The following is a 26161-nucleotide window of genomic DNA, read 5'->3' as shown; positions in this document are numbered from 1 at the left end:
ACATGAACATTTTGAAAAGGATATTTTTTGTTTTGATCATTACGATATCAGCTGTTAAGGTTTTTGCGCAGCAAGATGCCCAGTTTGGGCAATATGTTTTTAATGGCATGTACATCAATCCTGCCTACACGGGCTACAAGGAAGAGCTTTACCTCCAGGCTTTTGCCAGAGCACAATGGACTGGTGTTCGGGGTGCACCACAAACGCTTTCTATATCGGCTGATGAAGCTGTAAATGATGAAAGCCTTGGCATTGGGATGATTGTAACCAAAGATAAAATAGGGGCACAAAATACGTTGAATGCATCGGCAAACTTTGCTTACCGGATAAAACTCGATCGTACTGAAACCAACATCCTTGCTTTCGGTTTAGGCGTAGGCGTAATACAAGCCTCTCTAAATGGCAGTATGTTAGATCCTATTGAAATGGGCGATAACCGCATCCCTACGGGATCAATAAGCCAGACCATGCCTGACATACGCGCTGGCATCCATTATTCAAATGAGAAGTTTTTTATTGGCTTTTCGGCAAATAACCTCTTATCAAAACCCTTATCGGTATTTGGCGATTATAATTCACTTAACGTAAAAATTCAACCGCATTTTTACCTCAGTGCAGGAGTGGCCTTACCGGTAAATGATGATTTTGTTTTTAAACCAACCTTTTTAATTAAAGACGATTTACACGGACCAACTTCGTTAGATTTAAATGCCTTTCTACTGGTAAAAGAGCGTTTCTGGTTAGGGGCAGTTTATCGCACTTCGGTAAAAATTTACCCGAAAGAGAACCTGCAGCGCGGATTAACCAGCAGAGCCGCCGTTGGTTTCATCAGCGAATTATTCATCAGATCTAATTTACGCATTGGCTATGGCTATGATTACAGCCTCAACAAACTGAGCAATTATGATTACGGATCGCACGAAATCTCAGTCGGTTATTACATCGAAACCAAAAAGAGCCGAAGACCAAAGTGTTATTTTTAGCGCTTAATGAAAGCGGGAGATACAGATCATTTATTAAATTAATCCCCTACCATGCAATACCATAATCTTCGCCATGGTTACTCGATCCGCCTTGCAAACTATTGTGCTTCCAGTCAAAATAAATGGCATTAATAGGCCCGCTGGTGCGCTCTGAAAAACTGAGCGTATAACCCATTTTTTTCAGTTCACTACGTACCTCCTCTTTAGTATTGGTATTTAACAAGATCTGACCGGGCTTTGGTTCCCTATCACTCGTTTTAGTCCCACCAAGTGAAAGCCAAAGCTGATTGGTGTTGAAATTAGCCGCTTCGGTTGCCCTTTGAACATTCATCCCAAACTCAGCCATGTTTAAAAAGAACTGCAGCAAATTCTGGTCCTGGGTATCTCCGCCCTGCACTGCTGCCGATACAAAAGGTTTGCCGTCTTTGATAAACAATGAGGGCGACAAGGTTACCCTTGGCCGTTTGCCCGGTGCAACAACATTAAAGGGATTTAAGGCAGAATCGAGCACAAAACTTTGCATGCGCTGACTCATCCCAATACCTGTATTACCAGCAATACAGGCCGGAAGCCAGCCTCCGCTTGGCGTAACCGATACCACCCAACCCGCTTTATCGGCAGCTTCTATCGATGTTGTTCCCCGCCATAAACGGTCTTCATAAATTTCTTTTGGTGTATGGTTACCCAGGTCGTGTTTCGGTGCAAAGTTCCGTTTAGCTGTATCGGGATTAAAACCTCTGCTTTTTAACAGATTTAAGTACGGGTTTTTCCTGCCCTCATATGGGTAAGGATCGCCAGGGCCAATGCTTGCATCATTTTTATCAGTCTGAATAAGCGATGCCCGTTGTTTTGCATAATCTTTACTCAACAGGCCTTTTATCGGCTCAGCAGGATTTTGGTTTGGATCGCCATAATAAAAATCACGGTCAGCGAAAGACAGGTTCATGGCCTGATAAACCGTATGGATATATTTTGAGCTATTGTAACCCATTGCTTTTAGGTCGAAATTCTCTAATATATTCAAAGCCTGAAGTAAAACCGGTCCCTGTGTCCACTGTTTTAATTTATATACTTTAATGCCTTTATAATCGGTACTTAGTGCTTCTTCTTCAACCGGTTTCCATTTAGCTAGGTCATCCATGGTGATTAAGCCACCTTGTTCTTTACTTCCACGAACAAACTCCTGTGCAATATCTCCTTTATAAAAACGATCATAAGCAGCCATTAAAGCCTCTTGTCGCGAGCGACCTTTCTTCAGCGCAGCCTGCTCTGCTTCAACCATTTTGGTTAGCGTGGCCAACAATTCTTTTTGAATAAAAACCTCTCCTGCTTCCGGGGCTTCACGTTTTTCGCCCAAATGTGGCAACAGCACTTTTTTACTGTAAGGCCAGGTTTTAATTAGTTCTTTATCACGCTCCATACTGTTTGCCGCCTGTGCTTCTATGGCATAACCTGCAGCCATATGCATGGCAGGTGCCAGCACCTGCCCCAGGCTCATGCTGCCATATTTACTGAGCATGTAGATCAGTCCGCCGGGTGTACCTGGGGTAGTTGCGGCTAAAGGACCATATTCCGGTGGAAAGTTATAACCTTTCGCTTTAAAAAAGGCTACAGTTGCACCTGTTGGCGCAACACCCATGGCATTAATGGCGATCACCTTTTTTGTGTTCGGGTTATAGATCAGCGCCTGTGTTTCTCCTCCCCAGCTCAGGGTATCCCACATGGTGCAAGTGGCAGCCAGCATGGCACATGCCGCATCAACGGCATTCCCACCCTGCTGAAAGATCATCGATCCTGCCGTTGCGGCCATCGGCTTTCCGGTAATGGCCATCCAACTGTTGCCGTAAAGCATTGGCTTTTGCGTTTGCTGTGCAAATAAAGGCTGAAGAGAGAGTGATAATAGCAGAAACATGGCTAAATTTTTCATAGCTCCAATATAGCCAAAATATGAACCATAGCTGTACTATACTCAAACCCCATTCCTCCATTTAGCGCATTAAAACAAGCTTGTTACAAATTTAAGTGCTATGCAGACAAATTATCATCACACATGCATCTTCACCAGCACATTACCCTTTCGCGTATGGTGATGATTTATCCCCCTCATTAAACCGATTCCTGACCCTATGCTTTTTGGCTTTTCATTGAAATTAGTATATCACCCTGGTTGCCAGCCACAACCATTGTGTACCATCCATACGCAACCAATTAAAACTTAACCAAATACTAATCTCAAAAAACAATGAAAAGAAAAACCCAATTTCTATGCCTGGCTTTAAGCCTTCTCTTATTATCCTGCAAAAAAGAAAATGAGGAGCAGGCCACAACCTTCGATGCAAAAAAGGTATCGATGATGGAAAGTCAGACAAGTTCGGTGAGCGATTTAACCATTAACACCGGAATGACCCTTGCACAGATTAATCAGGTAATTGCCGCTGCAATAGCCGGAGATACAGTTTGGGTAGAAGCCGGCACCTATGCTATTACCGGTAAAGTGGTAATGAAAACCGGTGTGATATTGGCTAAAAAAACGGCCACCAACCCTATTTTTGATGCTACAGCAACCACTACCGACCTGCTCGCTGCAAGTTATGGAACAGAACTAAGCAACTGTGTTTTTTCGGGGATCACTTTTTGGAATTACAGGTTCGTAATAGCCAATGCGGCTAAAGTAACCTTTAAGTACTGCATTTTTGATTATGGAAGAAGAAAGGCTGGAACCACTGAAAGCTATTATTCGGATGCTTACCTTCAATTCAGTGATACCGATTCTTCATTGATCAATACCTGTACTTTTTCACGAAGGGAGAATAATAGTGGAAGAGGGATCTGGCTAAAAAGCACCACTAACAGTAAAATTTTAAATTGCACCTTTGGCAATGGCGGCACAACGGGTTATTTTGTTACTGCAATTAACGACAACAGCGAAAGCAATAGCCTGATCATCAACAATGTAGCCAATAGAAACCCCGCTTTAAACACCGATTTAGCACAAACCGACCATGGCATCTATGCCCATAGCTTTAATGGTTTAACAATAAGCGGCAATACGATTTCAGGGTGGCCGCCAAACGCCGATGGTGGTGCGGTAAAAGCAAGAAACGGACAACAGGTAACCATTTCTGGCAATACTTTTAATACCTCAGGGATTCTACTTTACGAATATGCAAATACGCCCGCGTATCCGTATTTAAACAATGTTATTGTACTCAACAATACCATTAATATTGGCACTAATGTTAATGATATTTATCATGGAATAGGTTACTACCGCGATAATACCACAGGTACTGAATATTCTTTCCGCATTGAAGGGAACCTGGTAACGAATGGAACCATTAGTTTTGCGGGGAATAACCTTAATGTTGCTAATTTTAATGCCGCAAATGGAGGAGTTTACACCAATGATTACGGTATACTTAACCTTAAAGCAGGCATTAACCAATCTGGCAATTATTAAATAAAAAAAAGATAGCAGCCATTTTTAATGACTGCTATCTTTTAAAGTGATGAAGTGACTATAACTACTAACCTACTTCTGGTATTTATTGGATGAGTTGATTGCCTTTCCGGTTTCGCTGAGTGCGGGTGATTGTCCTTTCAGTTTTTGGTACCTCAACAAGGCCTCCAGAAAATAATAATCAGCATAAATAAGCGGAACATCGATTTCGGAGTTGTGAGGAAAACTACCCACACTATGTTTTAAGATAAAGCCCGAATTAGCACCTGGTTTTGCCAAATACTCATTTCCTGAAAGCGATTCGAGCATCTGCTCTGCTGATTTAAAATACCTGCTCCCCTGTGCAGAAAATGTGCTCAATTCTAACAAGGCCGAACTTACCAAAGCACCAGCTGAGGCATCACGTGGGATATATGAAAGTTTCCGTGAGGCATAATCCCAATCTGGTGTATAACCTTTCTCGCCAACATTAAAATCCCAGTACGGAACCTTATCCTTTGGCAGGTTAGGATGCCCCAGATAAAAATCGGCAGCTTTTTCTGCTGCCTGCAAAAAGCGTTTATCCTTTGTTTCCCTATACATCATGGTAAAGCCATATATGGCCCATCCCTGCCCTCTAGACCAGGTAGAATTATCTGAATAACCCTGATTAGTTTGTTGATGCAGCACCTTGCCTCCGACACCATAATCGACCACATGATAAGTGCTAAAATCAGGACGAAAGTGGTTTTTCATCGTATTTAATGCATGGCTTACGGCCACATCTTTGTACTTAGGGTTACCTGTAATTTTCGAAACATAACACAACATTTCCAGGTTCATCATATTATCTATAATTACCGGATATTGCCAGGTGGTTTTATTGTCCCATGATTTTTTAGCTTGCCAGGATTTGATCAGTCCAACTTTAGGATCGAAACGTGTAAGTGCAGATTCGGCCGACTGGATCAGGATCTTACGGTATTTTTCTAATTTTTGCGGATCTTTTTCTAAACGCATGGCATTGCCGTAAGAACAATACATTACAAAACCTACATCATGGTGTTTGGTTATAAATTGTCCCTGTGCTAATGCTTCGGTCCATTTTGTAGCAGCAGCTTTCCATTCCGGCTTTTTGGTATACTCATAAATATACCATAAACCGCCCGGAAAAAAGCCGCCTGTCCAATCCCAAACATCAGTTCCTTTAACCGTTCCATCTTTTTTGGTTGTCCTCGGAAAACTGGTCAGATCGGTAGAGGTTTTAAGTAAGGTTTTATACTGCTCTTCGGCTACGCTAAAATCTTTCCTGATCAATTCTTCTTTTGGCGACAGCGATAAAAATGCTGAGGCGCTAACTGCAACCATTAACAACAGGGTAAGGAAAAAAGCCAATTGCCTGTTATTAAAATATTTTTTTTTCATAGATGTAATATTTTTAAATTTCAAAAAAAGATTATGATGAATATTGGGCTAGGGAGCGATGATTGTTAAAGGGATTTCTTTTACAACAGCTGAAGTTCCATCAACGGTGTTATTAGTCGCTACAAAAGTTGGCTTGTAATTACCTACTGGGTATACAGTTGCAGCAGTATAACTCGCTACCTTAGCCGTAATATCTTTGATTCCCACCCCTGCATCAGGCGTTACTTTTCGCAGGTCGACCGGACCAACTATGGCCCAAGCTTCAGCAGAAGCCGTTGCCGTAGCCACCGTTGAAGCACCTGTAATGACCAGCGAACCAGCCGTTCCAACACCGGTAGTATACACCCAGGCGTACTTGTTTGCATTCACTTTTTCATCGAGTATGCTAAGCCAGCCTAAACCCGGGGTATTTACACCATAATTAGTGATAGACTGATTGGAAGCGGCAAAATTAGCCTGTGTATAAATGGTGTTGTCTTCCAAAAGATTATTTAGTGAAAAATTGGTAATCGTCCATTTATTCTGGATACTACCTGCAGCAGCATTGTACTTAAAAGCGATAAACACTGGTTTTTCCTGTTTGGCGTAATCAGACAGGTTGATGATACCAGATGCCGTTGCTGTTATTCCTCCTGCTGACCATGTTGCCCGGGCCGAAATATCTGTCCAGCCTGCAGCCGCAATATTTGCATTAGTTGCCGCTGTATCCCTGGTAATCACACCTGTAATGGTCTGCGATTTGGCTACCACACCTTTAAAATCAGAAGAGATGAGTAACTGTATAGAATTTGTTTGTGTACCATTAGCCCTCAGCGAACTAAATTGAAGCTGAGGCGTACCATTTGCTGTGGTCCTGTTCCTAAACGCATATCGCTGACCTATTGCTCCGGAATAGAAAGTGATGATATCGGCATTGCCACTCAACTGATAAACAATAGTGTCTGTTGTTTTAAATGTAGCGGTAGACTGGCCATTAGTTTTTGTACTGAAGACATCAAAAACAACTGGTTTTGACTCAATCGTTTTTTCGCATGCGGCCAAAGTTAGTACCCCTGCTAACATGATGATATTTAATAATTTCATGATCTTTTCTATTTAAAATTTACCAACCTGGATTTTGGGTAGCCTGCTTATTTACCGTAATTTCTGCTGCCGGAATCGGGAACAGTTGATGTTTGGATAATACGTTTGAACCGGCCAAACCACCGTAAGAAAAAGTAGCACCAGCGTTTGCCCTAATCTCAGCGCCAATGCTATTCATCGTTTCAACCCACTTACCCCATCTAATGAGATCGGGTTTTCTCAGTGCCTCAAAACACAATTCTCTCGAACGTTCATCTTCAATGGCCTGCTGAAAGCTGCTTTGGCTTAATCCGCTCAGATCAACCGCTGTTGTTGCGATAGTAGCCGTAGCAGTAGCCCGTGTACCAGTCCAGGTAAATACCGCTCCGGTTGTTGCCGCAGCAGAAGCCCCTGAAGTTTGTACCGGTGCCGTCGCAGTAGATTTACCAGCCGTTGTAACCGTATAAACATTGTTTCCATTAAAGATTTGTGTACCCACCGCATAATCTGTATTGCTTAGCCATTGCATCCCAATGGTTACCGTTGGAGCAGCAGTATAACCTTTGCCTGGATTAAGTACAGCAAGAGCGATTACTTTACCTGTACTGGCCGAAACCGTTGCATCGGCAGTTGCACCCGTACCACCACCGCCTGATAATGTTACAGGAATATTATTCACCGTGGTGAGGTATCCGGTATTTCCTGCAGTAGCTAACGTCATGTTGTTTACCACTGAAACGGTTGCGCCAGCAGTTGCCGCATCTACTCCATATCCTCTTCTTCTAACCTGGTTAATGGCATCGTAGGCTAAGGCTGTTGGTCCATTAAGGTGATTTTCTGCCTCAGCAAGCATTAACAATACATCCGAATACCGCAATAAAGGATAATTGATCGGTGTGGTATTCTGGTTTTTGTTATCCAGCACATAAGCTTCTCTTCTAAATTTAGCGGCGTCGCGGTTATATATCTGGGCAGCCGTATAATAGTTATAGTAGTATCGATCGGGATAAGTGGCAATATAATTGAACTGTGCAAGGTTCCAATCTCTTCTTAAATCTCCCGGCTGAAAAAGGTTGAAGAGTTTTGCGGTGGTATGCAAAAAGCCATAACTGTATCCGATTTTCAGCCCTATACCAGTTGCAACCTGCATTTGAATACCGCCTAAACTGCCTACCCTGCCATTAGAGCCCAATCCATCGGCACCATTACCCTTAAATTCTACTTCCCACATGCTATCTTTAATGTCGTACAAATCCTGATGCATGTTTACAAAAAGCTGTTTATAACTTGGATTTAAACGGTGTTCGCCTGATTCTTTCACTTTTAAAGCCCAGGCTTTGGCATCAGCATATTTAGATTCGTCTTTAAGCGGAGCACCAGCCATAGTCAGACAAACCCTGGCCAATATACCTTCAACAGTGGTTTTGCTTACCCTGCCGCTAAAGCCCAGATCAGTTATTTTACTGGTCAATCCTTCGGCTTTGGTCATATCTTCAAGTATCTGTGCATATACCTGTTTTAATGGTGTACGCGGAACCTGTACATCTTCTGCTGAGGGCGATTTTGTAGGTAGGGTTTTAAGGGGAACATCGCCATAGTTACTGGCCAGTAAGAAATAATAATAGCCCCTTAAAAAGAGCGCTTCTCCTAAAATCGGCGCACGTTTGTTCTCTGCAATATTGGCCACATTGATATTGGCAATAAGCATGTTTGCCCGTTCAATACCAACATAACACTGCTGCCACAAGGCGGCAACGCTGGCATCAGAATAGTCGAAATTATAAACCGATACACCAGTAGTTTGCGCACTTCGCTGATAAAATGCTTCATCAGAAATATTATAATCACTGCTAAGGAAATTCCCATACAACGCTGAGGTTTCTAATGGATAATACACGCCAGCCAGCGCATTAAGTAACTTCGCTTCCGAATCGTAGTATTCTTCCGGCAAAAGATTGTCGGTCGGTACCGTAGCTAAAAACTTTTTACAGGAGCCTAAACCTGTAGATATAATGAGGAGAAAATATAATATCTTTTTCATGTCAATTGAATTTCTGTGAATGTCTTCCGTTCTTAAAAAGTAACATTAGCGCCAAAAGCGATGGTTCTGGCCCTTGGATAGGCACTATAATCAAAGCCACCGGTAAGCACCGAGCTGTAAGTACTCACCTCAGGGTCTAATCCTGTATATTTAGTCCAGGTGTAGAGGTTTTGCCCCGATACGAAAATACGTGCAGTTTTAATTTTCACCCTATCTAACAACGGTTTAGGAATATTATAACCTAGTGAAACCGTTTTTAAACGGAGAAACGATCCGTCTTCAATGGTTCTGGATGAATAACCTGCAACAGAGAAACCACCGGTCCGGTAATTAGATGATGCCTGATTTTCTGGCGACCACCGGTCTGTATAGCTTGAATATTGCTGCAGAAATCTTTTACCTAGTGCATTTCCTTCAAAAACCTGCCGGTTAATATTCTGAATATCATTACCGTACGACCATTGAAAGAAAACATTCAGGTCGAATTGTTTATAGGTAAAATTATTGCTAAAACCACCGGTGTGCAGCGGCAAACTATTTCCGATAACAGCATAATCAGAGGCATTTACATTCCCATCGCCGTTAAGATCTCTGTACCTGATATCTCCGGGCTGAATGTTTTGGCGGGCACTGCCATTAGCGGGCACATTGTCTTTTAACAGGTACTCTCCTGTTGAGGTCCGGTTAAAATCGCTGTACTGGTATACGCCATCCCATATAAACCCGTACATCAGCCCCAAAGGCTCGCCGATTTTCGCAATGTAAGAAGGGATATTGGTATAAGCGTTATCCCAATTTGTGGTCGAAAGTAAAGTTTGCTGGTCTTCGGCAAGTGCCAAAACCTTATTTCTATTAAAGGAGATATTAAAACTGCTGTTCCATTGAAAATTCTTGTTGCTGATATTTATTGTACTCAGGCTAATTTCTAGACCGCGGTTAGCAACAGCACCTACATTTTTAAATGCACTTGTATAGCCTGATGAGGTAGGCAATGTTGCCCTTAGCAAAAGATCTTTGGTGTTTTTCTTGTACACATCAGCAGTTAAGGAAATTCTGTTTTTCAGAAAACCAAGGTCAACGCCCGCATCGTACTGATCGGTAGTTTCCCACTTTACTTTGGGATTGCCCAGTGAGGTAGGAATAATACTGCTTACATAACTGTTGTTCCATGGGTAAGAGTTTCCAGGCACTACATCATTAGAAGAGAGGTAAGCAAAATCATTTACCCTATTGTTACCTGTTTTTCCGAAACTGGCCCGTAATTTACCTTCTGATAATACTTTGCTATTTTTAAGAAAATCTTCTTTAATAAAACGCCATGAGCCACCGATTGAAGGAAAATAACTCCATTTATTGCCATCGGCAAATTTAGAAGAACCATCAGCGCGATAAGAGGCTTCGAGGTAATATTTAGATTTAAAATTATACTTAATCCTTCCAAAAAAAGAAGATAAAGTCCATAATGAGCTGGTTGCTATCGTTACCGGATTCAGAATCCCCTCGTTTAAACCACTAAGACCTAATTTTTCGTTTGGCAAAAATGTAGCCCCGAAACCAAAAGCGTTACTGGTGTTGCCCTGTGTAGAAAAACCGCCTAAAATATTCAGGTTATGGCTTTTATTATAGGTTTTGGTCCAGGTTAAGGTATTTTCATTCGACCAGTTGTTTGTATTGGCTTCGGCAATAGATCCATTTACACCGCTGGTTCTGCCAGGCGTGGTATTAGGGCTTCCGGGATAAGTTTTAGAATTATTGAATTCTTCGCTAATTACCCTGGTATTATTGATCCCACCAGTTATTTTCAGTTTTAAATTATCGGTAATGGCATAATCAAAATACCCGCTTACATTTAAGTTATGTGTTTTATTATTCCGAAGCAGGTTGTTCTGGTTCATGATCGGGTTGAACTTATAATCTACACCGCTGGCAGTGGTTTCATCAATAGCTTCATCTTCGGTGAGCTCACTTAGCGGACTATAACCCCATACACTGTATAAAATATTGGTTGTTCCACTACCACCAGTGCCTTGCGCAGCCGAATTTCCTGAACGAAGTAAATAAGCATAGTTGGCATTTACACCCACTTTTATTTTTTTACTTAAGGTTTGATCGAGGGTTATCCTCCCCTGATATCTTTTGTAGGCGGTATTGATAATGGTACCTTTTTGATCGTTCAGGTTACCAGATAAAGCATAAATGGTTTTATCAGTTCCTCCCCTAAGGGCAAGCGAATAATCTTGCCTTAAACCGGTTTGAAAAAAAGGCGACTGCCAATCGGTTGCCGGTGCGTTTCGATAATCCTCAAGGGTTTTACCGGGTCTGGTGAGTAAGATATAAATCGGTGTAGGATCGTTTGCCGAACCTGGTGCACCTGGAACCAGCTCGAGCTGCATTTTGGCAAAATCGTAACTGTTCATCAGCTCCATGGTTTTAATATTGTTATCAAAACTTACCGTTGGACTGAAAGAGATAACTGGTGCACCCATCTTTCCTTTTTTGGTGGTGATCATAATTACGCCATTAGCACCCCTTGCTCCATAAATAGCCGTGGCTGAGGCATCTTTTAACACATCAATAGATTCTACTTCCTGTGGATCGAATACATTCAGGTTAAAGCCTTCAATCGGGAAACCATCAACCACGTAAAGCGGACTATTGTTCTGGGTAATGGAGTTCGCACCCCTGATTACAATATTTACGGATGATCCAGGCTGGCCGTCAGAAGAATTAACCTGCACACCAGCTACACGTCCTGCAAGCGACTCATCAATGGAACGAACAGGTGCTTTGGCCATATCATTCATATCGACCTGCCCGACTGAACTTACTAAATCGCCCTTTTTACTTGTTCCATAACCAACCACCACTACATCGCCCAGTGCTTTTTCGTCAGAGGCGAGGCTCAGGTTGATTACGCCCTTATCGCCCACCGGCATTTCTCTTTGAAGATAGCCTACATAGCTAAAAACAAGCGTGCTTTTCTCCTTGGTGGAGACTTGAATGGCATAATGACCGTCCTTATCGGTAGAGGCCCCAGTTTTGGTTCCTTTTACCGATACACTCACCCCAACAAGGGCTATCCCCGATCCCTGCTCGGTCACCGTTCCTTCCACCTTTCGGGTTTGTGAAAAGGCACCGAGGGCGTAGATCATACACATTAAAAAGAGGTAAATCTTTCTCATATTTCATTTGTTTAAATTTGGTTTTCTCATCATCAATCCGCAGATTAATCCATCAAATTTGCAAAGCAACCGACTGAAACGAGGGGTATAAATTAATTTATATAAGGGTAATAATAAGTTAACATGTGGCTAATGCGCATAATTAACCGATTTTTTCAGAAAAAGTCTTAGTGTAATAAAACTGTTGAGCCAGCAAGTTCCCGCTGTGGAAGTTCAGCGCTTAGTTTTTTTATCTTTCCTGTTTTAACATCTTTACAAATCATATTAATCAAAAGTTCTTTTTGCAAAGGATCAGCAACTGACCATAGCTGGTTTCCATTAACATGATTAACCATTAGCGCACAGGCTTTATCTGTACTGATTTCCATTCCCGCCAAAGTTATGGTGCCTGCCTGATAGAATATAACCTGGAAAATGTCTAAGGCTTTATGGTAAACTGCTTGTATTTTTTCAGTATTGGCTACAATAATCAGATCACTGGCTTTAAAGTTTTTGAGTTCTCCTGCTTTAGTTATACCAGGTAAAATGATATAAGAATATTTGGCATCGACAGGTTTAGCGCCATGATTTATCCATAATTTAAAAACCTGCCCCGAAACATCGCTTTTAGCATGGGCATTATTAATGTGGTACCAGTTCCCCTTTTGGGTTTCGGTACTCAAAGTAAGGTTGTTTTGCTCAGGGAAATAATAACCAACTCCATCGTGCAGCAACCAGCTGGGGTGCTTATCGTTAAACACAGCAACCTTCCCGCCAGCAATTTGCTCATGATCAGCACCCAGCACCTCTCCATTCAACCAACATTGGTTAACGGTCGTCGTAACCGATTCAGGCGCATTACTGTTTATACCTGCACCAAGACAAACAATCTCTTTATCAAAAAAGAACCATGATTTTTTTGCCTGTAAACTATCGTAATCCAGCATATACCCACTGGCACCATATACACCATCAGATACACCACCTGCAAAATCATTGCTACCCTGTTCTCCCCAGAATTGGGTTAACGGCCGGTCTACCAGATAATCTCTACTGGTAACGCCCGGTATTTTGTCCCACTCCCATACAGGCATAATATTATAATACTCGGGGCCCCGCAATTGTATATTGGTGGCTCCATCAGATAGGTATCTACCCAAAAGATTTTCCTTATTGCCCGATTCGCTTCGTTTGGTGCGCTTACTAACCATCCGTACATTAAAGGCATAAGTACTTCTGCCGTGCTGAACGTAATCTCCGTTCCAGAAATGTTGATGATAAGGTTGTATTTTGTAATCTGGCGTTTCTTTATTTTCGGTCCTTGCAATGGCTGCATTCCAATCGCTGGTATTTTTAAAATCCAGTAACTGTGCAACCAGAAGCCTGTTTCGTTCGTTGCTTTTATCCAGGATGTTAGGTCTGCTTATTCCCCTGCCTTCTACATTAAAATCGATATAACTTCCACGTATTGCTTTTAAATAACTATTGCGGTAATATTTCGAGAACAGCTCCAGTTTTTCACCGTTCAGGCCGTACTCAGTTCCCCTTACATAATTAGCCAGTTTTAATACTCCGGTGATAAACACAGAACCATAACTGGATATCTGGAGCTGTGGCCCGTGCTGCAGATAGGAATAATCGTACTGAAGGCCTTCTTTACGGTATACCAACTGGATAGGCTCGAAAAGCTGATCGGTAGAAAAACGAAGCAAATCCTGGTTATTCGTTAACAGTGCGCGATAAAAATAATGTAAAGCTACATCTGTTTTGTTAGCTCCGGTCTGCTTTCCAATATCTCCACGTTTCATCCGCTCAATCAGTTTATTTTCGAGGTTCACATCTAAATGTTCCTTTCCATAACGCATCATAATGAGCATTTCGCCCAAGGCCTGTGGCGTAGCTATTTCATTGTGCCACCAGTTGCTGCTTTTGGGATCGTGATCGTACCAATATTGAAATGACCTGCCAATGCCATCAAATACTTTTTCATCTTCAAAGTAGCGGCTTTCTTTTCCAACATAAGCCTGTATCAGGTTTTCAAGGTTAACCAGGTGCCTGGCAGGTTGCCATTTGGTAATCTCCTTATCCTGATAGGGAATATCTTTCCAGCTTCCGTCAGCTTGTATCGTCTTCAAACTTACAGCAGCTGCGACATCAACAGATTTTGCCGGTCTTTTAAGATCGTTTATTATCCTGTCCATGATTAATTTGGTCGTTTCCGTTTGCTGTGCCCTGATTACGTTTGGCAAACACATCCATAAAAAAAGCAGACCGGTATTCAATAATTTATTCATTTTGGTTTTGTGGTTGGTTAGTTGGTATTATTTTATGATTGATTAAGGATACAGTCTTTCCATAGCCCTGCCTTTTGTTTCCATGCGGTGTTTCATAATCTGGTTCTTGCCACCATAAGAACTGCCCCAATGAGGTGTATCCAGGTCATTTTCCCACCGTGCAAGACTATGCAACATCAGTTTAACCTGTTTTGGATACTTAGCCGCTAAATCGGTGCTTTCGGAGAGGTCATTAGTGAGATCGAAAAGCAATACATGCTCGAGTTTGCTGTTTTCCCTAACGCGGATCAATTTCCAGTTGCCAGTTCGCATGGCGGCTGCGATTCCCCTTCGCCAGAAAAGGGCCTGGTGTGGTGTATTTTGATTACCTGCCTTTAAATAAGGAATCAGGTTTACGCCATCAAGTTTCTTTATGCCTTTTTGAGTGCCATGACCAGCGGCAATAGCTGTTGGCAAAATATCTAATGCGCTTACGGGCTTGGCATAAATATTACCTGCTGCAAGGTGATCGGGCCACTTCATCATCATCGCCACACGGATACCGCCTTCCCATTTCGATCCTTTCATTCCCCTTAACACACCATTATCGGATGAATTGTTGGTCGCTCCACCATTATCGTTAATAAAGATTAAAAGGGTATTTTTATCTAGTCCTTGCGCTTTTAGACTTGCCATGAGCTTGCCTATGCCATCATCAAGAGAAGTCATCATGGCGGCGTAGGCTCTTCGTCCACTATCAGGAATATTGGCATAACGGGCCATCAGTTCTTTTTTGGCGTTCATGGGGCTATGCACGGCATTATACGCCAGGTACATAAAAAATGGACGATCTTTATTTTCCTCAATAAACCTTGTCGCCCTGTCGGTTAGCATATCCGTTAGATAAGTAATCTTACTTTCGGGAACAGGTTCATGGTTATCGTAGAGCAAATTCTCCCGCGCAGGCTTAGCTTTATAGGCGAAAAAACTCCTCTGACCACCGGTAAACCCATAAAATTCATCGAATCCCCGTTTCAATGGAAAATGCTGTTCTTCATCCCCCTGATGCCATTTACCTATAGCAATTGTCCGATATCCGTTGGCCTGCATCTCGTTGCCAATGGTACGCTCACCGGGGTCCATTCCTACATCAGCCAGGGTATAGCCAGGCGAAACCAATGTTGAGGTATTGTGCTCGAAGCCAAAGCGCTGCTGATAACGGCCAGTTAAAAGGCCTGCCCTGGAGGGTGCACATACTGAAGCTGAAACATAAGCACTGGTAAAACGAACACCGTGACGGGCAATAGCATCGATATTCGGAGTCGGTATTTCCTTTCCGCCATAACAACCAAAATCTGCATAACCTGCATCGTCGCTTACAATTAGAATAACATTGGGTTTATCAGGATGGGCTACTTGCGCAATACCTGGTACTGATGTTACGAATAGAACCGATATAATAAGGATATAACTACGCTTACATTTTATAAAAGTAGTATCAAGCGCATGTAGGCTTTTACCCTGACCGCAAAAGTTCAATAATATTCGAAAAGAATTAATCAATGTTCTGCTACAGGCCTTTGAGAAGGCAATGAAAAGGTCTTTCATATTTAATCTTTTGTGAATTTATATTTCATTTAGATCAAATATTGAATTTAACGGATAAAAAAAGGAGGAAAAATCGGTTTAAAAAGGGGGATTAATCTGTTTTTTGCTGGTATTCTGATGGCGCCACTCCAAATTGCTTCCTAAATTCCTTACTAAAATACTTCCTATCGTTAAAGCCAACCGAATAGGCTACTTCAGCAATATTCATTTTATGATCGTTTAGTAATTGTGCTGCCCTTTTTAGTCGTTGGGATTTAATAAAATCTGAAATAGATAATCCGGTTAAGGCCTTTATTTTTTTATACAACACAGTTTGGCTCATGCCGATCTGATCAACCAGGCCGCCCACATTAAATTCGGGGTCTTCCATTCCATCTTCAATCAACTGCATCAGCCGGTTTAAAAACTTCTCCTCTGGCGAAGCGGTTTCCAATTTCCGTGGATTAAGCATAATCTGCTTGATGTATTTCTGCCTGAGCTCCTCACGCCCCTGTAACAAATTGCGGATACTCAGTTCGAGTACCTGAATACTGAAAGGTTTCGTAATGTATACGTCTGCACCTGCCTCTAGTCCATCTATCTGATGAACGTGTGAAGCCATTGCCGTTAGCATAATCACCGGAATATGATTGGTGGTCTCTTCCTGCTTTAATCTCTGGCAAAGTTCAAAGCCATTCAATTCAGGCATGGTTACATCGCTTACCACAATATCGGGCACATGTTCCGTAGCTACTTCCCAGCCCACTAAGCCATTTTTGCCTTCTAAAATATGATAGGTATGCTTTAACGATTGTACAATAAAGTCACGGAGTTCATCATTATCCTCAACCACCAGCACTGTATGTCGTTTTTTATCCTCAGGCGCTACCAGTTGTATTTTAGCCAATTCATGATCTAATGAGCCAACCGCTACAGGTTTGTCTGTCACGATCGGATTGGATGCAATTTGTTCATCGCTAAAATGATTTTTACCTAAAAGCAAGCTTACGTGAAGAATGGTAATGCCCTGTCGTTTATTGTTAGCAGGCTCACTGTATACATTAACCTCTCCTTTATGAAGGTCTAAAATATTCTTAGCTAATGCCAAACCAATACCCCAGCCTTCGGTCGCAGCAGCTCCGTTTTTTACCTGAAAAAAATTTGTAAATATCTTATCCTGCAGGTCGGCAGGTATGCCAATTCCAGTATCTGTTATGGCTATTTTGGCAAGCCCATCTGATTGTTTAAGGCTAAAGGTTATTTTTCCATTATCAGGTGTAAATTTAAAAGCATTGGAAAGGATGTTATAAAATACCTTCTCCATTTGTGCCGGATCGTAGTAAACCAACATCGATTCTGCTTCGCATTCGAAACGATAATCTATATTCTTAATTTCTGCAAGGCCGAGATAAGATTCATAGATCTGGCGACAAAAGCTAACCAGATCGTTTTCTGAAACTTTTAAGCTCAAATTTCCACTTTCTATTTTTCTAAAATCAAGAAGTTCGCTAATGAGCCGCACCAAACGATCGGTATTTCTTTTTATATTTTGCAACTGGAGGTTAACGGCACCGTTTTCAGCGGTTATTTTGATCAGTTTTTCTAAGGGTGCAAAAATTAAGGTCAAAGGTGTACGGATCTCATGAGAAATACGGGTAAAGAAATCCAGTTTCATCTGGTAAAGTTCGCTCTGGCGTTCACTGTTAAGGTGTTCATAATACAACTCTGTTTTCAGTTTCTGCTGCCTTCTGGTAAAGCGGAGCACAAAATAAAGCAGCAAACCGCCTGCAATAAAATACAAGGTATAAGCCCACCAGGTTTGCCACAGTGGCGGAAGTACCCGGATTTCCATTACCACGGGCGCTTTACTCCATAAGCCATCATTGTTGCTCCCCTTTACCAATAACTTATAATTACCTGATGGAAGATTGGTATAACTTGCTGATGGGATAGTTACATAATTCCAGTCTTTTTCAAAGCCTTCTAATTTGTAAGCATAACGGTTACGTTGTGGCTGCACATAATTTAACGATACAAACTCTAAACTAAAGATGTTTTGTTCGGCGGTAAAAGTAATCCCTTTGGTAAAACTGATGTCTTGTTTCAAAAGGCCGTTATCCTCATTGATGCCTACCGGTTTATTAAAAAGTTTCAATCCTGAAAAAACCGTGCGGGGTATAAGTGTATTCTCGGTTATTTCTCTTGGCGTAAACACCACCAATCCATCATAACTCCCGAAATAAAGCTTACCATGGATATCTCTGTAGGCTGAATTTACATTGAACTCGTTGGTTGGAAGGCCATCTCCAGTATTGTAATTTTTAAATACACCACGCTTATAATCGAACTTACTAAGTCCTCTATCAGTACTGATCCACAGATTTCCATCATTATCGTCTAAAACATCGATGATATTGTCGCTGGCCAGCCCCTGGGCCCTGGTATAAGTGCTAAACGATTTGGAGTCGGGATGATATAAACTTAGTCCTCCTCGCATGGTACCCACCCAGATGTGTCCCAGGCGATCTTCCCATAAACAGGTAATCTGACTGGATTTAAGACTTCCTTTAGTTTTATCATCCCTAGAAAAAACGCTAAAATGATTTGCTCCGGGTGGTAAAAAGTTCAAACCTCTTGGTGTACCCACCCAAAGATTCTTTTTGGTATCCTGATAAGCAAACCTGATATAACTGCTGCTTAGTTTTAAGCCATGACCAGGTTGATCATCAATGAGCTGGAAACTTTCTTTTTCAGGGTCGAAGATATTCAGTCCTTTGGAAGAAGTACCCAGCAATAACCTTCCCTGGTCGTCTTCACTAATGCTGCTGAGGTAACCCTGACTCAATCCGTTTCTGCCGGGCGGATAATGCTTAAATTTACCTGTTGAGGGAATAAAAAGTTCTAATCCGCCTTGGTAAAGTCCGATCCATATCCGGCCCTTACGATCATTAAAAATAGCTTTTATGGTGTTATTGCTAAGGCTGCCCGGATCGCGGGGATCGTTTATATATTTTTTGAATAGTCCGGTTTTAACATTGTAGAAATTCAATCCCTGCCCCTCTGTTCCGATCCATAAATTCTGATCATTATCAGCCGCTATTACACTACTAATATCGCTACTGATGCTGTTACGGTACTTACTGTATTTGAATACGGTAAATGGAATTGTATTGCGATGGGCTACATTTACCCCACCAAACATCGTCCCTATCCAAATGGATCCCTGATCATCCTGAAAAATCTCTTTAATAGAGTTATCACTTAAACTTTTCCGGTTATCGGCGTCATGTTTATAGGAAGTAAAACCCAGGGTTTGCGTATCAAGAATGTTGAGGCCATTCATGGTGGCTATCCATAAATTACCCTTTCCATCGGGCATAATTTTCCGGACAATATCGTTACTTAAAGCATTTGGCTGTAGTGCACTGTACCTAAACCTTTTAAATGAATGCGATTGAGGAAGAAAAAGATTTAAACCTTCAGATTCTGACCCAATCCAGATCCGTCCTTTTCCATCTTCTGCAATAGTGCGGATGGAATTGCCGCTGATACTACCGGGATCTCCTGCCCGATGATAAAAGGACTGGATATGATATTTACCCTCCTTGAACGATAACCGGCTCAGGCCTGTGGTGGTACCCACCCAGATATTCCCCTTACTATCTTCAAAAATAGTGTACACCGAGTTTCCGGCAAGACCGTCTTTTTGGTAGATCTTTTTAAATTTTCGGGAGCTCCCATTCTCGAGCATGCTTAGGCCCTGGTTTGTACCAAACCATACTTTTCCGCTCCTATCGGCGTAGATAGAAAGAATAATCTTATCGCTAATGCTGTTGGCATTTTTTGGATCAAAAGCAATCCTTTCAAAAGCATCTTTTTCGGGAATGTAACGGTTTAGACCGTTTTGTGTTCCTATCCAGAGATTTTTTTGCCGGTCTTCCTCCAAGGCATAAATATAATCTTCGGTACTGATAGAGGCTGGATTGTCTGGATCTGTGCGGTAAATCTTAACACTCTTCCCATCATATCTGTTCAAACAATCGCGTGTACCAAACCACATATAACCACGGCTATCTTTACAAATGGAAAGCACTGTACTTTGCGACAACCCGTTGTTTACCGATAGGTGATCGAAGGAAAGCTGTCCAAATACCGGTTTCATCAAGCATAAGAAGCTTAAATGCAGCAGCACACTGAAGATGAGTATAGGTTTGGGCAGTCGGTTTGTCATTGGTTTGATTCAGGGAATAAAAATAGAGATTTTCCTGACTTGTCAAAAAATACTTCCATCATACCTAATACATCAACCAGGTTATACGGTTTTCTTATGCCATCTTTGAGAAATCGTCTACTTATAATCAAGCAAAATTCTATTCTTATTTCTTTTTTTTGGGTTTGGGTTCAGGCAGTTCGGCTACAGTGATGCTTACCAGTTTTTTCAGCCAATCGCGATCTTCTAATTGTGCTTCGATTAGAAACTGATTTTTTGCGCCGGGATAAGGCGGTGCTTCCACCACATCTTTTATATAGGCCTTTCCAGATAAAGTTGGTTTGATAAACAGCTTATTGTCGCACACCAGGGCAAACAACTTACCATCAAAATACAAGCCGTATTCGCCAAACATTTTTTTATAGCTAACCTGTTCGGAATAATCTATCTGATCTATTATAAAGTCTACGAATTTCTGGTCTGATGCCATTTGTAATTTGATCTAATTGGAATATGAGTAAGGTTGAAGAATAATCAAAAAGCAGCTTTTAAGTGCATATAAGATCAAATTTAGTCAACTGCACTAAGATAAGCACAATCAACCATTAAATTAAACCTACAGGCAGACTAATCACCGGCTGATTGCTTTTCTTTTAATTCTGGTTTGCAATAATGGGGCTAATCACTAAATTTGCCGCCCAAATGAACAGTTGATGGTTAAGTACATTGTTGTTCTAAACCGTAAAAAAAGAATAAAATGGAAGAAAACGATTTTGTTTCGATCTGGCTGGAAGAAACCGGAAATCCTGCAATTGAGCAACTCACGCAGCTAAACCTGGAAGTTGCCCATAAAACCAGAGACATACTTGCAGAAAAGAGTTCAACAGAAAACGATCTTGCGACTATACTGGATATTAATCCTGATGAAATCAAAAGGTGGTTAACCGGCAGACATGTTTTCAGCGTCAAAACCCTTAACGAAATCGCTGTTGCAATGACTGAAATTACACAAAGAGAACAGCAGCCTGAATTACAATAACTTATTCAACTACACTTGAAGTCGTTGTTAAGGACTGATTTGAATCAATGCGATCTTCTTTGAGCTTAATGTATGACGATACAATGCTCAGCATAATTTCATGATAGCGGTTTGTGGTTCCGTTACCGGTACTTACCGAAACAATGTTTGCGTTATCCGCCTCAGCGTGGGTATAAACAATATTAAAAGCGGTTGTTAATAGCCATTCGGGCTGATTTTCGGCACTCAACATCACCTTACAGTTTACTAAACAAACGCCTGTCTTATCGCCTTCCATAACATAAACCAGCGGTAATTCTACAATACCAAAATCGGGTAAATCAACCAATACGTTTATCGTTTTTAACATATATTCCTTTCCGCTCACCAGTGTTACTATTTTCCGGCTTATTGCCTCCGTAGTAATTATGGTATAGCGAAGTTGTTAAAAAAAGCAGGCCTTTAATTGGATTTAGACGTATTTATTTGCGTAAACGTTTAAGTAGAAAAGCCTTAAACAGACACTTGAGGGCATAGCAGGGCTTGACTAACCGAAGTACAGCCAAAGGTTTAATGCTTAGGGGAACCCTTAATTATTTATCTGCGGTACTTTCGCTAAAGTTCACTGTTTTGAGCTGACTTACATTCTTTTGTTCCAGGGCTTTTCCGGCATAGCCGGGTTTATTTACACCCCATACCACATTGCTGTTCAGTAGGCTGATGTATCCGGTATTTTCGAAATGAAACCCTGCAATTGCACTTTTAACCAGTCCCTCCACATTGCTTGGCCTACGATCGTATACGCCGCCTTCTTGCTTTGTTGTTTTATCGAGATAAACAGTAACCTGATCAAAGTAGATCCCGGAAATTTTATCTGGACTTTCGCCACTGATGTACACACCGCTTTCTCCGGTACACCGGATATTACTGAAATAAATATTTTTAACCGCCCCAACCCTGCCCTTGCTTTGTCCTTTTGGCAAACGCCAACCGGCATCTTTATTGTTGCTGCTTGCCCTGGGGTAAGCCGTAATGTAAATCGGCTCTGCCTTGCCCCACCATACATCCGAAAAAAGCTTCGATTCGATAAAGAGGTTGGAGAAAATCACATTATCTACTGTACCCTCATCGCGGTTTTGAATGCCAATGCCGCGGTTGCTCTTCCTGATATTACAATTATTGATGAGCACATTGCTAATCCGGTCCATATTTTCAGAACCTATTTTGATGGCGCATGAGCTGGAAGTCATGGTGCAGTTGCTGATCACGATGTTTTCGCAGGCACCATATTCTTCAAACTCCCGCCTGTTTTTCAAGCAGATACAATCATCACCCGATTCGATAAAACAGTTCGTAATTCTCACATTTTTACTGTGATCCAGATCAATGCCATCGCTGTTACGGATCTTAATGCTGTTCAGCAAGGTGATATTTGATATCGAGACATCATTGCAACCCACTAAATGAACCGTCCAGTAGGCTGAATTCTGAAAAGTTACCCCCTCTATATTCAGTTTATTACAGCCGATCAGAGTAAGCAAATGCGGTCGCGGATCAACAATATTGAAAGGTTTTAATACATACGAGTCGTTAAGCTCCTCCCCCATAAAGGAAATCCCATTTCCATCAATTACACCTGTTCCGCTAATGCTCACCTGTTCGAGCTTTTCTCCGCCGATCCAGATGGTACCTTCGCCTTTATTTTCTCTAAAAGCGCTTTGGGTATACAGTTTTTCATCTGGACTAGCCAGGAGTTTAGCGCCACCTTCCACCCTTAAATTAACGAAGGATTTTAAGTTAAAAGGACCGGTTAAAAATACATGACCAGCGGGTACAATTACCTGTCCACCGCCAGCTGCTGAACAGGCATCAATGGTTTTCTGAATAGCAACGGCATCGTTGGTTTTGCCATCGCCAACCGCACCATAGGTTTTAATGTTGTATAATTTATTTTGAGCCACTGCGCTAAAAGAAATCAGCAATGCCAAAAAGGATAAGGTTTTAATCTTCATGATCAATTCGTTAAAAATAAATAAATCAGCTATTTAAAGCTTTGCTTACCAAAAAACAGTATAAAGTGCGGCAAGGATACCACAGATCATCACTGAGGCAATGGTAAATGCAGGAGTAACCTTAAACATGCTGCTGTCAATTTCAAGTCCCTGCGGGTTATCTTTACTTTTCGGATCGGTTAAGGTTACCACAATCATTAATCCTATGATAATCATAAACACCCACGACATTCTGTTTAAGAAAGGAATCGGTGCGATAGCTCCATTGGTAACTGCAGGCAGGAATTTAAATAATGTAGATAAGGGAATGGTTAATAATGCAGCGGTAAGTGCCGCACGCGAAGTGGTTTTCTTCCAGAAAAAGCCGAGTAAAAAGATAGCAAAAACACCCGGCGAAATAAAGCCGACATATTCCTGAATAAACTGATAAACCTGATCGAAACTACGCAATGCGGGAGCAATGATGATCGCAATTAATGATGCAATAACCACAGACCAGCGGCCAACTGAAACCAGGCGCGTTTCTGAAGCTTCGGGTTTGATAAACTTTTTATAAATATCGAGTGTAAAAATGGTGGCTATGCTATTACATTTTCCGGCAAGAGAGGCTACAATAGCGGCAGTAAGCGCAGCAAAAGCCAGTCCTTTTATCCCTGCAGGCAATAAGTTCATCAGTACCGGATAAGCATGATCGGGTTTAACCACTCCCGCAGCATCGAGCATTTCGGAATGGAAATAACCACGTTGATAAAGTACATAGGCCGCAATACCCGGGATAACCACAATTACCGGAATGAGTAATTTCAAAAATGCCGCAAATATTAATCCGTTACGTCCGGTTTTTAAATCAGCGCCCAACGCCCTTTGAACAATGTATTGGTTACAGCCCCAGTAATTTAAATTATTGATCCACAAACCACCTACCAGCACCGCAATACCGGGCAGTTCATTATAAAATTTATCTCCTTTCGAAAATATCATATGAAAATGATCGGATGCTTCACTGCGTAATAAAGGAAGTGAGGCTAAAACACTGGGGGCATCTAATTTTTCGGACACCAGTTTAAGCGCCATATAACAGGTAATCAGTCCGCCTGCCACTAAAACAAAAACCTGTATTACATCGGTATAACCAATTACCTTCATCCCTCCCAAAGTAATAATGGCAGAAAAAATGGCCAGAAAAATGATGCAGATATTAAAAGGAACGCCCGTAATGGTTTCGATGGCAATAGCACCAAGAAAGAAAATGGAAGTTAAGTTTACAAACACATAAACGAGCAGCCAAAAAACAGCCATTAGCGTACTTACCGTATTATTATAGCGGTTAGACAGAAACTGCGGCATCGTGTAAATTTTATTCTTGATGTAAATGGGCAGAAAGAATATGGCTACAATAATGAGCGTAGCGGCGGCCATCCATTCGTAACTGGCAATGGCAAGGCCCATAGCAAAACCCGAACCCGACATGCCAATAAAATGTTCGGCAGAAATATTAGAAGCAATAATTGATGCACCAATGGCCCACCAGGTGAGCGAACCTTCTGCCAGAAAATAATCTTTGGTATCGGTACGTTTTTTTTTCTTGCTCCGATAAACCCAATAGCCGTAAGCCGAAACAATAACAAAATACATCAAAAAAACAGCATAATCGAATGCAGACAAGTGGTTCATAAGGGTTTTTTATATTTGGTTTTTTTTAAAAATCAGAAAAAATCCCAATGTTGGCGGCTTAATTGGATTATTTAATTACGTAAACGTTTTCGCGTAGCAGACAGCAATAACATCGATTTATCCTCATTAACAACCCGTCGATTCGCGCTTGATCAGCACCGATTTCAGGATGATATTCTGCTCATCATCAAGCTGTTTATTATTGAGAATTTTGAACAGGCATTTTGCCGCTTCACGCCCGATTTCGAACGCTGGCTGTGTAATTGTAGTAAGCGAAGGGCTCAGCAGTCTGGCGGTATTCAGGTTCGAAAAACTGAGTATTTTAACATCATCAGGAATTTTAAGATCTGATTCCCTGCAAGCGCAATAAGCAGGAATGATAAATTCTTCGATGGAAGAAAAAAGTGCATCTGGTTTATCTTTCGCAAGCAACTCCTTAATATGCTGCAGGTTTAATTCTTCGTCATCATGGTATTTAACAACAAGTTGTTCCGCAGCATCTATCCCATGTGTTTTCAATGCATCGAGATAACCGGCAAACCGGGCTTTACCCGCAGGAAGGTTTTCCAATCCATATAAATACGCAATTTTGGTACAGCCACATTCAATTAAATGTTCAGTCGCCTGAAAAGCTATCTCGTAATCATCGGTGGTTACTTTTACCGCATCCAGATTTTCATAAACACGATCGAAAAATACCAAAGGAATTTTCTTCACCAGATTAGTATAATATTCGCTGTTATATTCACTGCTCGATACTGAGGTAAGAATGCCATCTACACGACCATTTAACAGGCTATTGGTAAAGGCAACTTCTGCTTCTATATTTTCATGGGTTTGGTAAATCAATACATGATAACCGTATTGCCTGGCAATCTCCTCAATTCCTTTTATAGCCAGTGAGAAAAAATTATTGGCTACACAGGGAATAACCACGGCTACCGTTTTCGTTTTATGGCTCCGCAGGTTGCTGGCTGCCGGATTGGGCGTATAATTTAGTTCCTTAGCCAAAGTCCATACCCTGTTCTTGGTTTTTAAACTAATCTCGTAGCTGTCATTAAGTGCTTTAGAAACGGTTGCTATTGAAATATTCAACTCCTGAGCCAACCGCTTAATATTTACTGCTTCCGCCATGTTATTAAAATTTGTTTTGTTAGTTATTTTATTGAGAAAACGGCTGTGTTTAGCAGTAAAAATTATTGAAACAATAGCTTTGGCGCTTCCTCTTTTTTACCAAAATCTTAAAAAACAAACAGCTGCTGGCAACACAGATCGG

Annotated in this window: 16 protein-coding genes; 3 read left to right on the top strand and 13 right to left on the bottom strand. The window is 41.5% G+C overall.

Going from position 1 to position 26161, the window contains the following annotated elements; all coding sequences use genetic code 11:
• Positions 1 to 2 precede the first annotated feature (2 nt).
• Entirely contained in the window at positions 3 to 983 is a 981-nt protein-coding gene (locus AC07YT_RS14990) for a PorP/SprF family type IX secretion system membrane protein (protein WP_086545823.1), read from the top strand.
• Positions 984 to 1029: 46 nt separating this feature from the next.
• Here the strand turns inward: AC07YT_RS14990 and AC07YT_RS14985 are convergent, their stop codons facing one another.
• Positions 1030 to 2910: a gamma-glutamyltransferase family protein gene (locus AC07YT_RS14985; protein WP_086545822.1), complete on the bottom strand. Its 1881-nt coding sequence runs from the start codon at positions 2908 to 2910 to the stop codon at positions 1030 to 1032.
• Between the two features lie 315 nt (positions 2911 to 3225).
• Here AC07YT_RS14985 and AC07YT_RS14980 point away from each other — a divergent pair, with 315 nt between their 5' ends.
• Positions 3226 to 4443, top strand: a complete 1218-nt coding sequence (locus AC07YT_RS14980) for a right-handed parallel beta-helix repeat-containing protein (RefSeq protein ID WP_086545821.1) — start codon at positions 3226 to 3228, stop codon at positions 4441 to 4443.
• A gap of 72 nt (positions 4444 to 4515) precedes the next feature.
• Here the strand turns inward: AC07YT_RS14980 and AC07YT_RS14975 are convergent, their stop codons facing one another.
• The 8 genes from AC07YT_RS14975 to AC07YT_RS14940 form a co-directional block, all read right to left on the bottom strand.
• Positions 4516 to 5847 (bottom strand): glycoside hydrolase family 88 protein, encoded by a 1332-nt coding sequence (locus AC07YT_RS14975; RefSeq protein WP_086545820.1) that lies wholly within the window; start codon positions 5845 to 5847, stop codon positions 4516 to 4518.
• A gap of 48 nt (positions 5848 to 5895) precedes the next feature.
• Positions 5896 to 6930, bottom strand: a complete 1035-nt coding sequence (locus tag AC07YT_RS14970) for a DUF5017 domain-containing protein (RefSeq protein ID WP_086545819.1) — start codon at positions 6928 to 6930, stop codon at positions 5896 to 5898.
• A 19-nt stretch (positions 6931 to 6949) separates the two neighbouring features.
• Positions 6950 to 8950, bottom strand: a complete 2001-nt coding sequence (locus AC07YT_RS14965; protein WP_086545818.1) for a RagB/SusD family nutrient uptake outer membrane protein — start codon at positions 8948 to 8950, stop codon at positions 6950 to 6952.
• A gap of 32 nt (positions 8951 to 8982) precedes the next feature.
• Entirely contained in the window at positions 8983 to 12132 is a 3150-nt protein-coding gene (locus AC07YT_RS14960) for a SusC/RagA family TonB-linked outer membrane protein (protein ID WP_086545817.1), read from the bottom strand.
• Positions 12133 to 12299: 167 nt separating this feature from the next.
• Positions 12300 to 14405 (bottom strand): chondroitinase-AC, encoded by a 2106-nt coding sequence (gene cslA / locus AC07YT_RS14955; RefSeq protein ID WP_086545816.1) that lies wholly within the window; start codon positions 14403 to 14405, stop codon positions 12300 to 12302.
• Between the two features lie 42 nt (positions 14406 to 14447).
• On the bottom strand, positions 14448 to 15992 hold the full coding sequence (locus AC07YT_RS14950) for a sulfatase (RefSeq protein ID WP_086545815.1): 1545 nt from the start codon (positions 15990 to 15992) through the stop codon (positions 14448 to 14450).
• 91 nt (positions 15993 to 16083) lie between these two features.
• Complete coding sequence (locus AC07YT_RS14945; protein ID WP_086545814.1) at positions 16084 to 20133, bottom strand: two-component regulator propeller domain-containing protein; 4050 nt, start codon at positions 20131 to 20133, stop codon at positions 16084 to 16086.
• 214 nt (positions 20134 to 20347) lie between these two features.
• The gene (locus AC07YT_RS14940; protein WP_086545813.1) at positions 20348 to 20671 is read right to left on the bottom strand and encodes a TfoX/Sxy family protein; all 324 of its coding nucleotides are present in this window, start codon (positions 20669 to 20671) and stop codon (positions 20348 to 20350) included.
• Positions 20672 to 20938: 267 nt separating this feature from the next.
• On the opposite strand from AC07YT_RS14940, the gene AC07YT_RS14935 reads away from it, so the two are divergent.
• Positions 20939 to 21220: a hypothetical protein gene (locus tag AC07YT_RS14935; protein ID WP_086545812.1), complete on the top strand. Its 282-nt coding sequence runs from the start codon at positions 20939 to 20941 to the stop codon at positions 21218 to 21220.
• 1 nt (position 21221) lies between these two features.
• Here the strand turns inward: AC07YT_RS14935 and AC07YT_RS14930 are convergent, their stop codons facing one another.
• The 4 genes from AC07YT_RS14930 to AC07YT_RS14915 form a co-directional block, all read right to left on the bottom strand.
• Positions 21222 to 21569: a hypothetical protein gene (locus AC07YT_RS14930; protein WP_086545811.1), complete on the bottom strand. Its 348-nt coding sequence runs from the start codon at positions 21567 to 21569 to the stop codon at positions 21222 to 21224.
• A gap of 223 nt (positions 21570 to 21792) precedes the next feature.
• A complete protein-coding gene (locus AC07YT_RS14925) occupies positions 21793 to 23211 on the bottom strand; it encodes a glycoside hydrolase family 28 protein (protein ID WP_086545810.1) in 1419 nt (472 codons plus the stop codon).
• Positions 23212 to 23256: 45 nt separating this feature from the next.
• Positions 23257 to 24885, bottom strand: coding sequence for a sodium/sugar symporter (locus AC07YT_RS14920; RefSeq protein WP_086545809.1), 1629 nt, complete (start codon positions 24883 to 24885; stop codon positions 23257 to 23259).
• A 126-nt stretch (positions 24886 to 25011) separates the two neighbouring features.
• A complete protein-coding gene (locus AC07YT_RS14915) occupies positions 25012 to 26019 on the bottom strand; it encodes a LacI family DNA-binding transcriptional regulator (RefSeq protein WP_086545808.1) in 1008 nt (335 codons plus the stop codon).
• Positions 26020 to 26161: the final 142 nt, after the last annotated feature.

Source organism: Pedobacter sp. GW460-11-11-14-TSB4, assembly GCF_059423705.1.
Note: the sequence above shows the minus strand (reverse complement) of the source record. Positions and strands in the feature narration are given on the sequence as shown.

Excerpts from the sequence above, each read along its gene's own strand:
- AC07YT_RS14990 (WP_086545823.1), top strand. The coding sequence starts at position 3 with ATGAACATTTTGAAAAGGATATTTTTTGTTTTGATCATTACGATATCA.
- AC07YT_RS14985 (WP_086545822.1), bottom strand. The coding sequence starts at position 2,910 with ATGAAAAATTTAGCCATGTTTCTGCTATTATCACTCTCTCTTCAGCCT.
- AC07YT_RS14980 (WP_086545821.1), top strand. The coding sequence starts at position 3,226 with ATGAAAAGAAAAACCCAATTTCTATGCCTGGCTTTAAGCCTTCTCTTA.
- AC07YT_RS14975 (WP_086545820.1), bottom strand. The coding sequence starts at position 5,847 with ATGAAAAAAAAATATTTTAATAACAGGCAATTGGCTTTTTTCCTTACC.
- AC07YT_RS14970 (WP_086545819.1), bottom strand. The coding sequence starts at position 6,930 with ATGAAATTATTAAATATCATCATGTTAGCAGGGGTACTAACTTTGGCC.
- AC07YT_RS14965 (WP_086545818.1), bottom strand. The coding sequence starts at position 8,950 with ATGAAAAAGATATTATATTTTCTCCTCATTATATCTACAGGTTTAGGC.
- AC07YT_RS14960 (WP_086545817.1), bottom strand. The coding sequence starts at position 12,132 with ATGAGAAAGATTTACCTCTTTTTAATGTGTATGATCTACGCCCTCGGT.
- cslA (WP_086545816.1), bottom strand. The coding sequence starts at position 14,405 with ATGAATAAATTATTGAATACCGGTCTGCTTTTTTTATGGATGTGTTTG.
- AC07YT_RS14950 (WP_086545815.1), bottom strand. The coding sequence starts at position 15,992 with ATGAAAGACCTTTTCATTGCCTTCTCAAAGGCCTGTAGCAGAACATTG.
- AC07YT_RS14945 (WP_086545814.1), bottom strand. The coding sequence starts at position 20,133 with ATGAAACCGGTATTTGGACAGCTTTCCTTCGATCACCTATCGGTAAAC.
- AC07YT_RS14940 (WP_086545813.1), bottom strand. The coding sequence starts at position 20,671 with ATGGCATCAGACCAGAAATTCGTAGACTTTATAATAGATCAGATAGAT.
- AC07YT_RS14935 (WP_086545812.1), top strand. The coding sequence starts at position 20,939 with ATGGAAGAAAACGATTTTGTTTCGATCTGGCTGGAAGAAACCGGAAAT.
- AC07YT_RS14930 (WP_086545811.1), bottom strand. The coding sequence starts at position 21,569 with ATGTTAAAAACGATAAACGTATTGGTTGATTTACCCGATTTTGGTATT.
- AC07YT_RS14925 (WP_086545810.1), bottom strand. The coding sequence starts at position 23,211 with ATGAAGATTAAAACCTTATCCTTTTTGGCATTGCTGATTTCTTTTAGC.
- AC07YT_RS14920 (WP_086545809.1), bottom strand. The coding sequence starts at position 24,885 with ATGAACCACTTGTCTGCATTCGATTATGCTGTTTTTTTGATGTATTTT.
- AC07YT_RS14915 (WP_086545808.1), bottom strand. The coding sequence starts at position 26,019 with ATGGCGGAAGCAGTAAATATTAAGCGGTTGGCTCAGGAGTTGAATATT.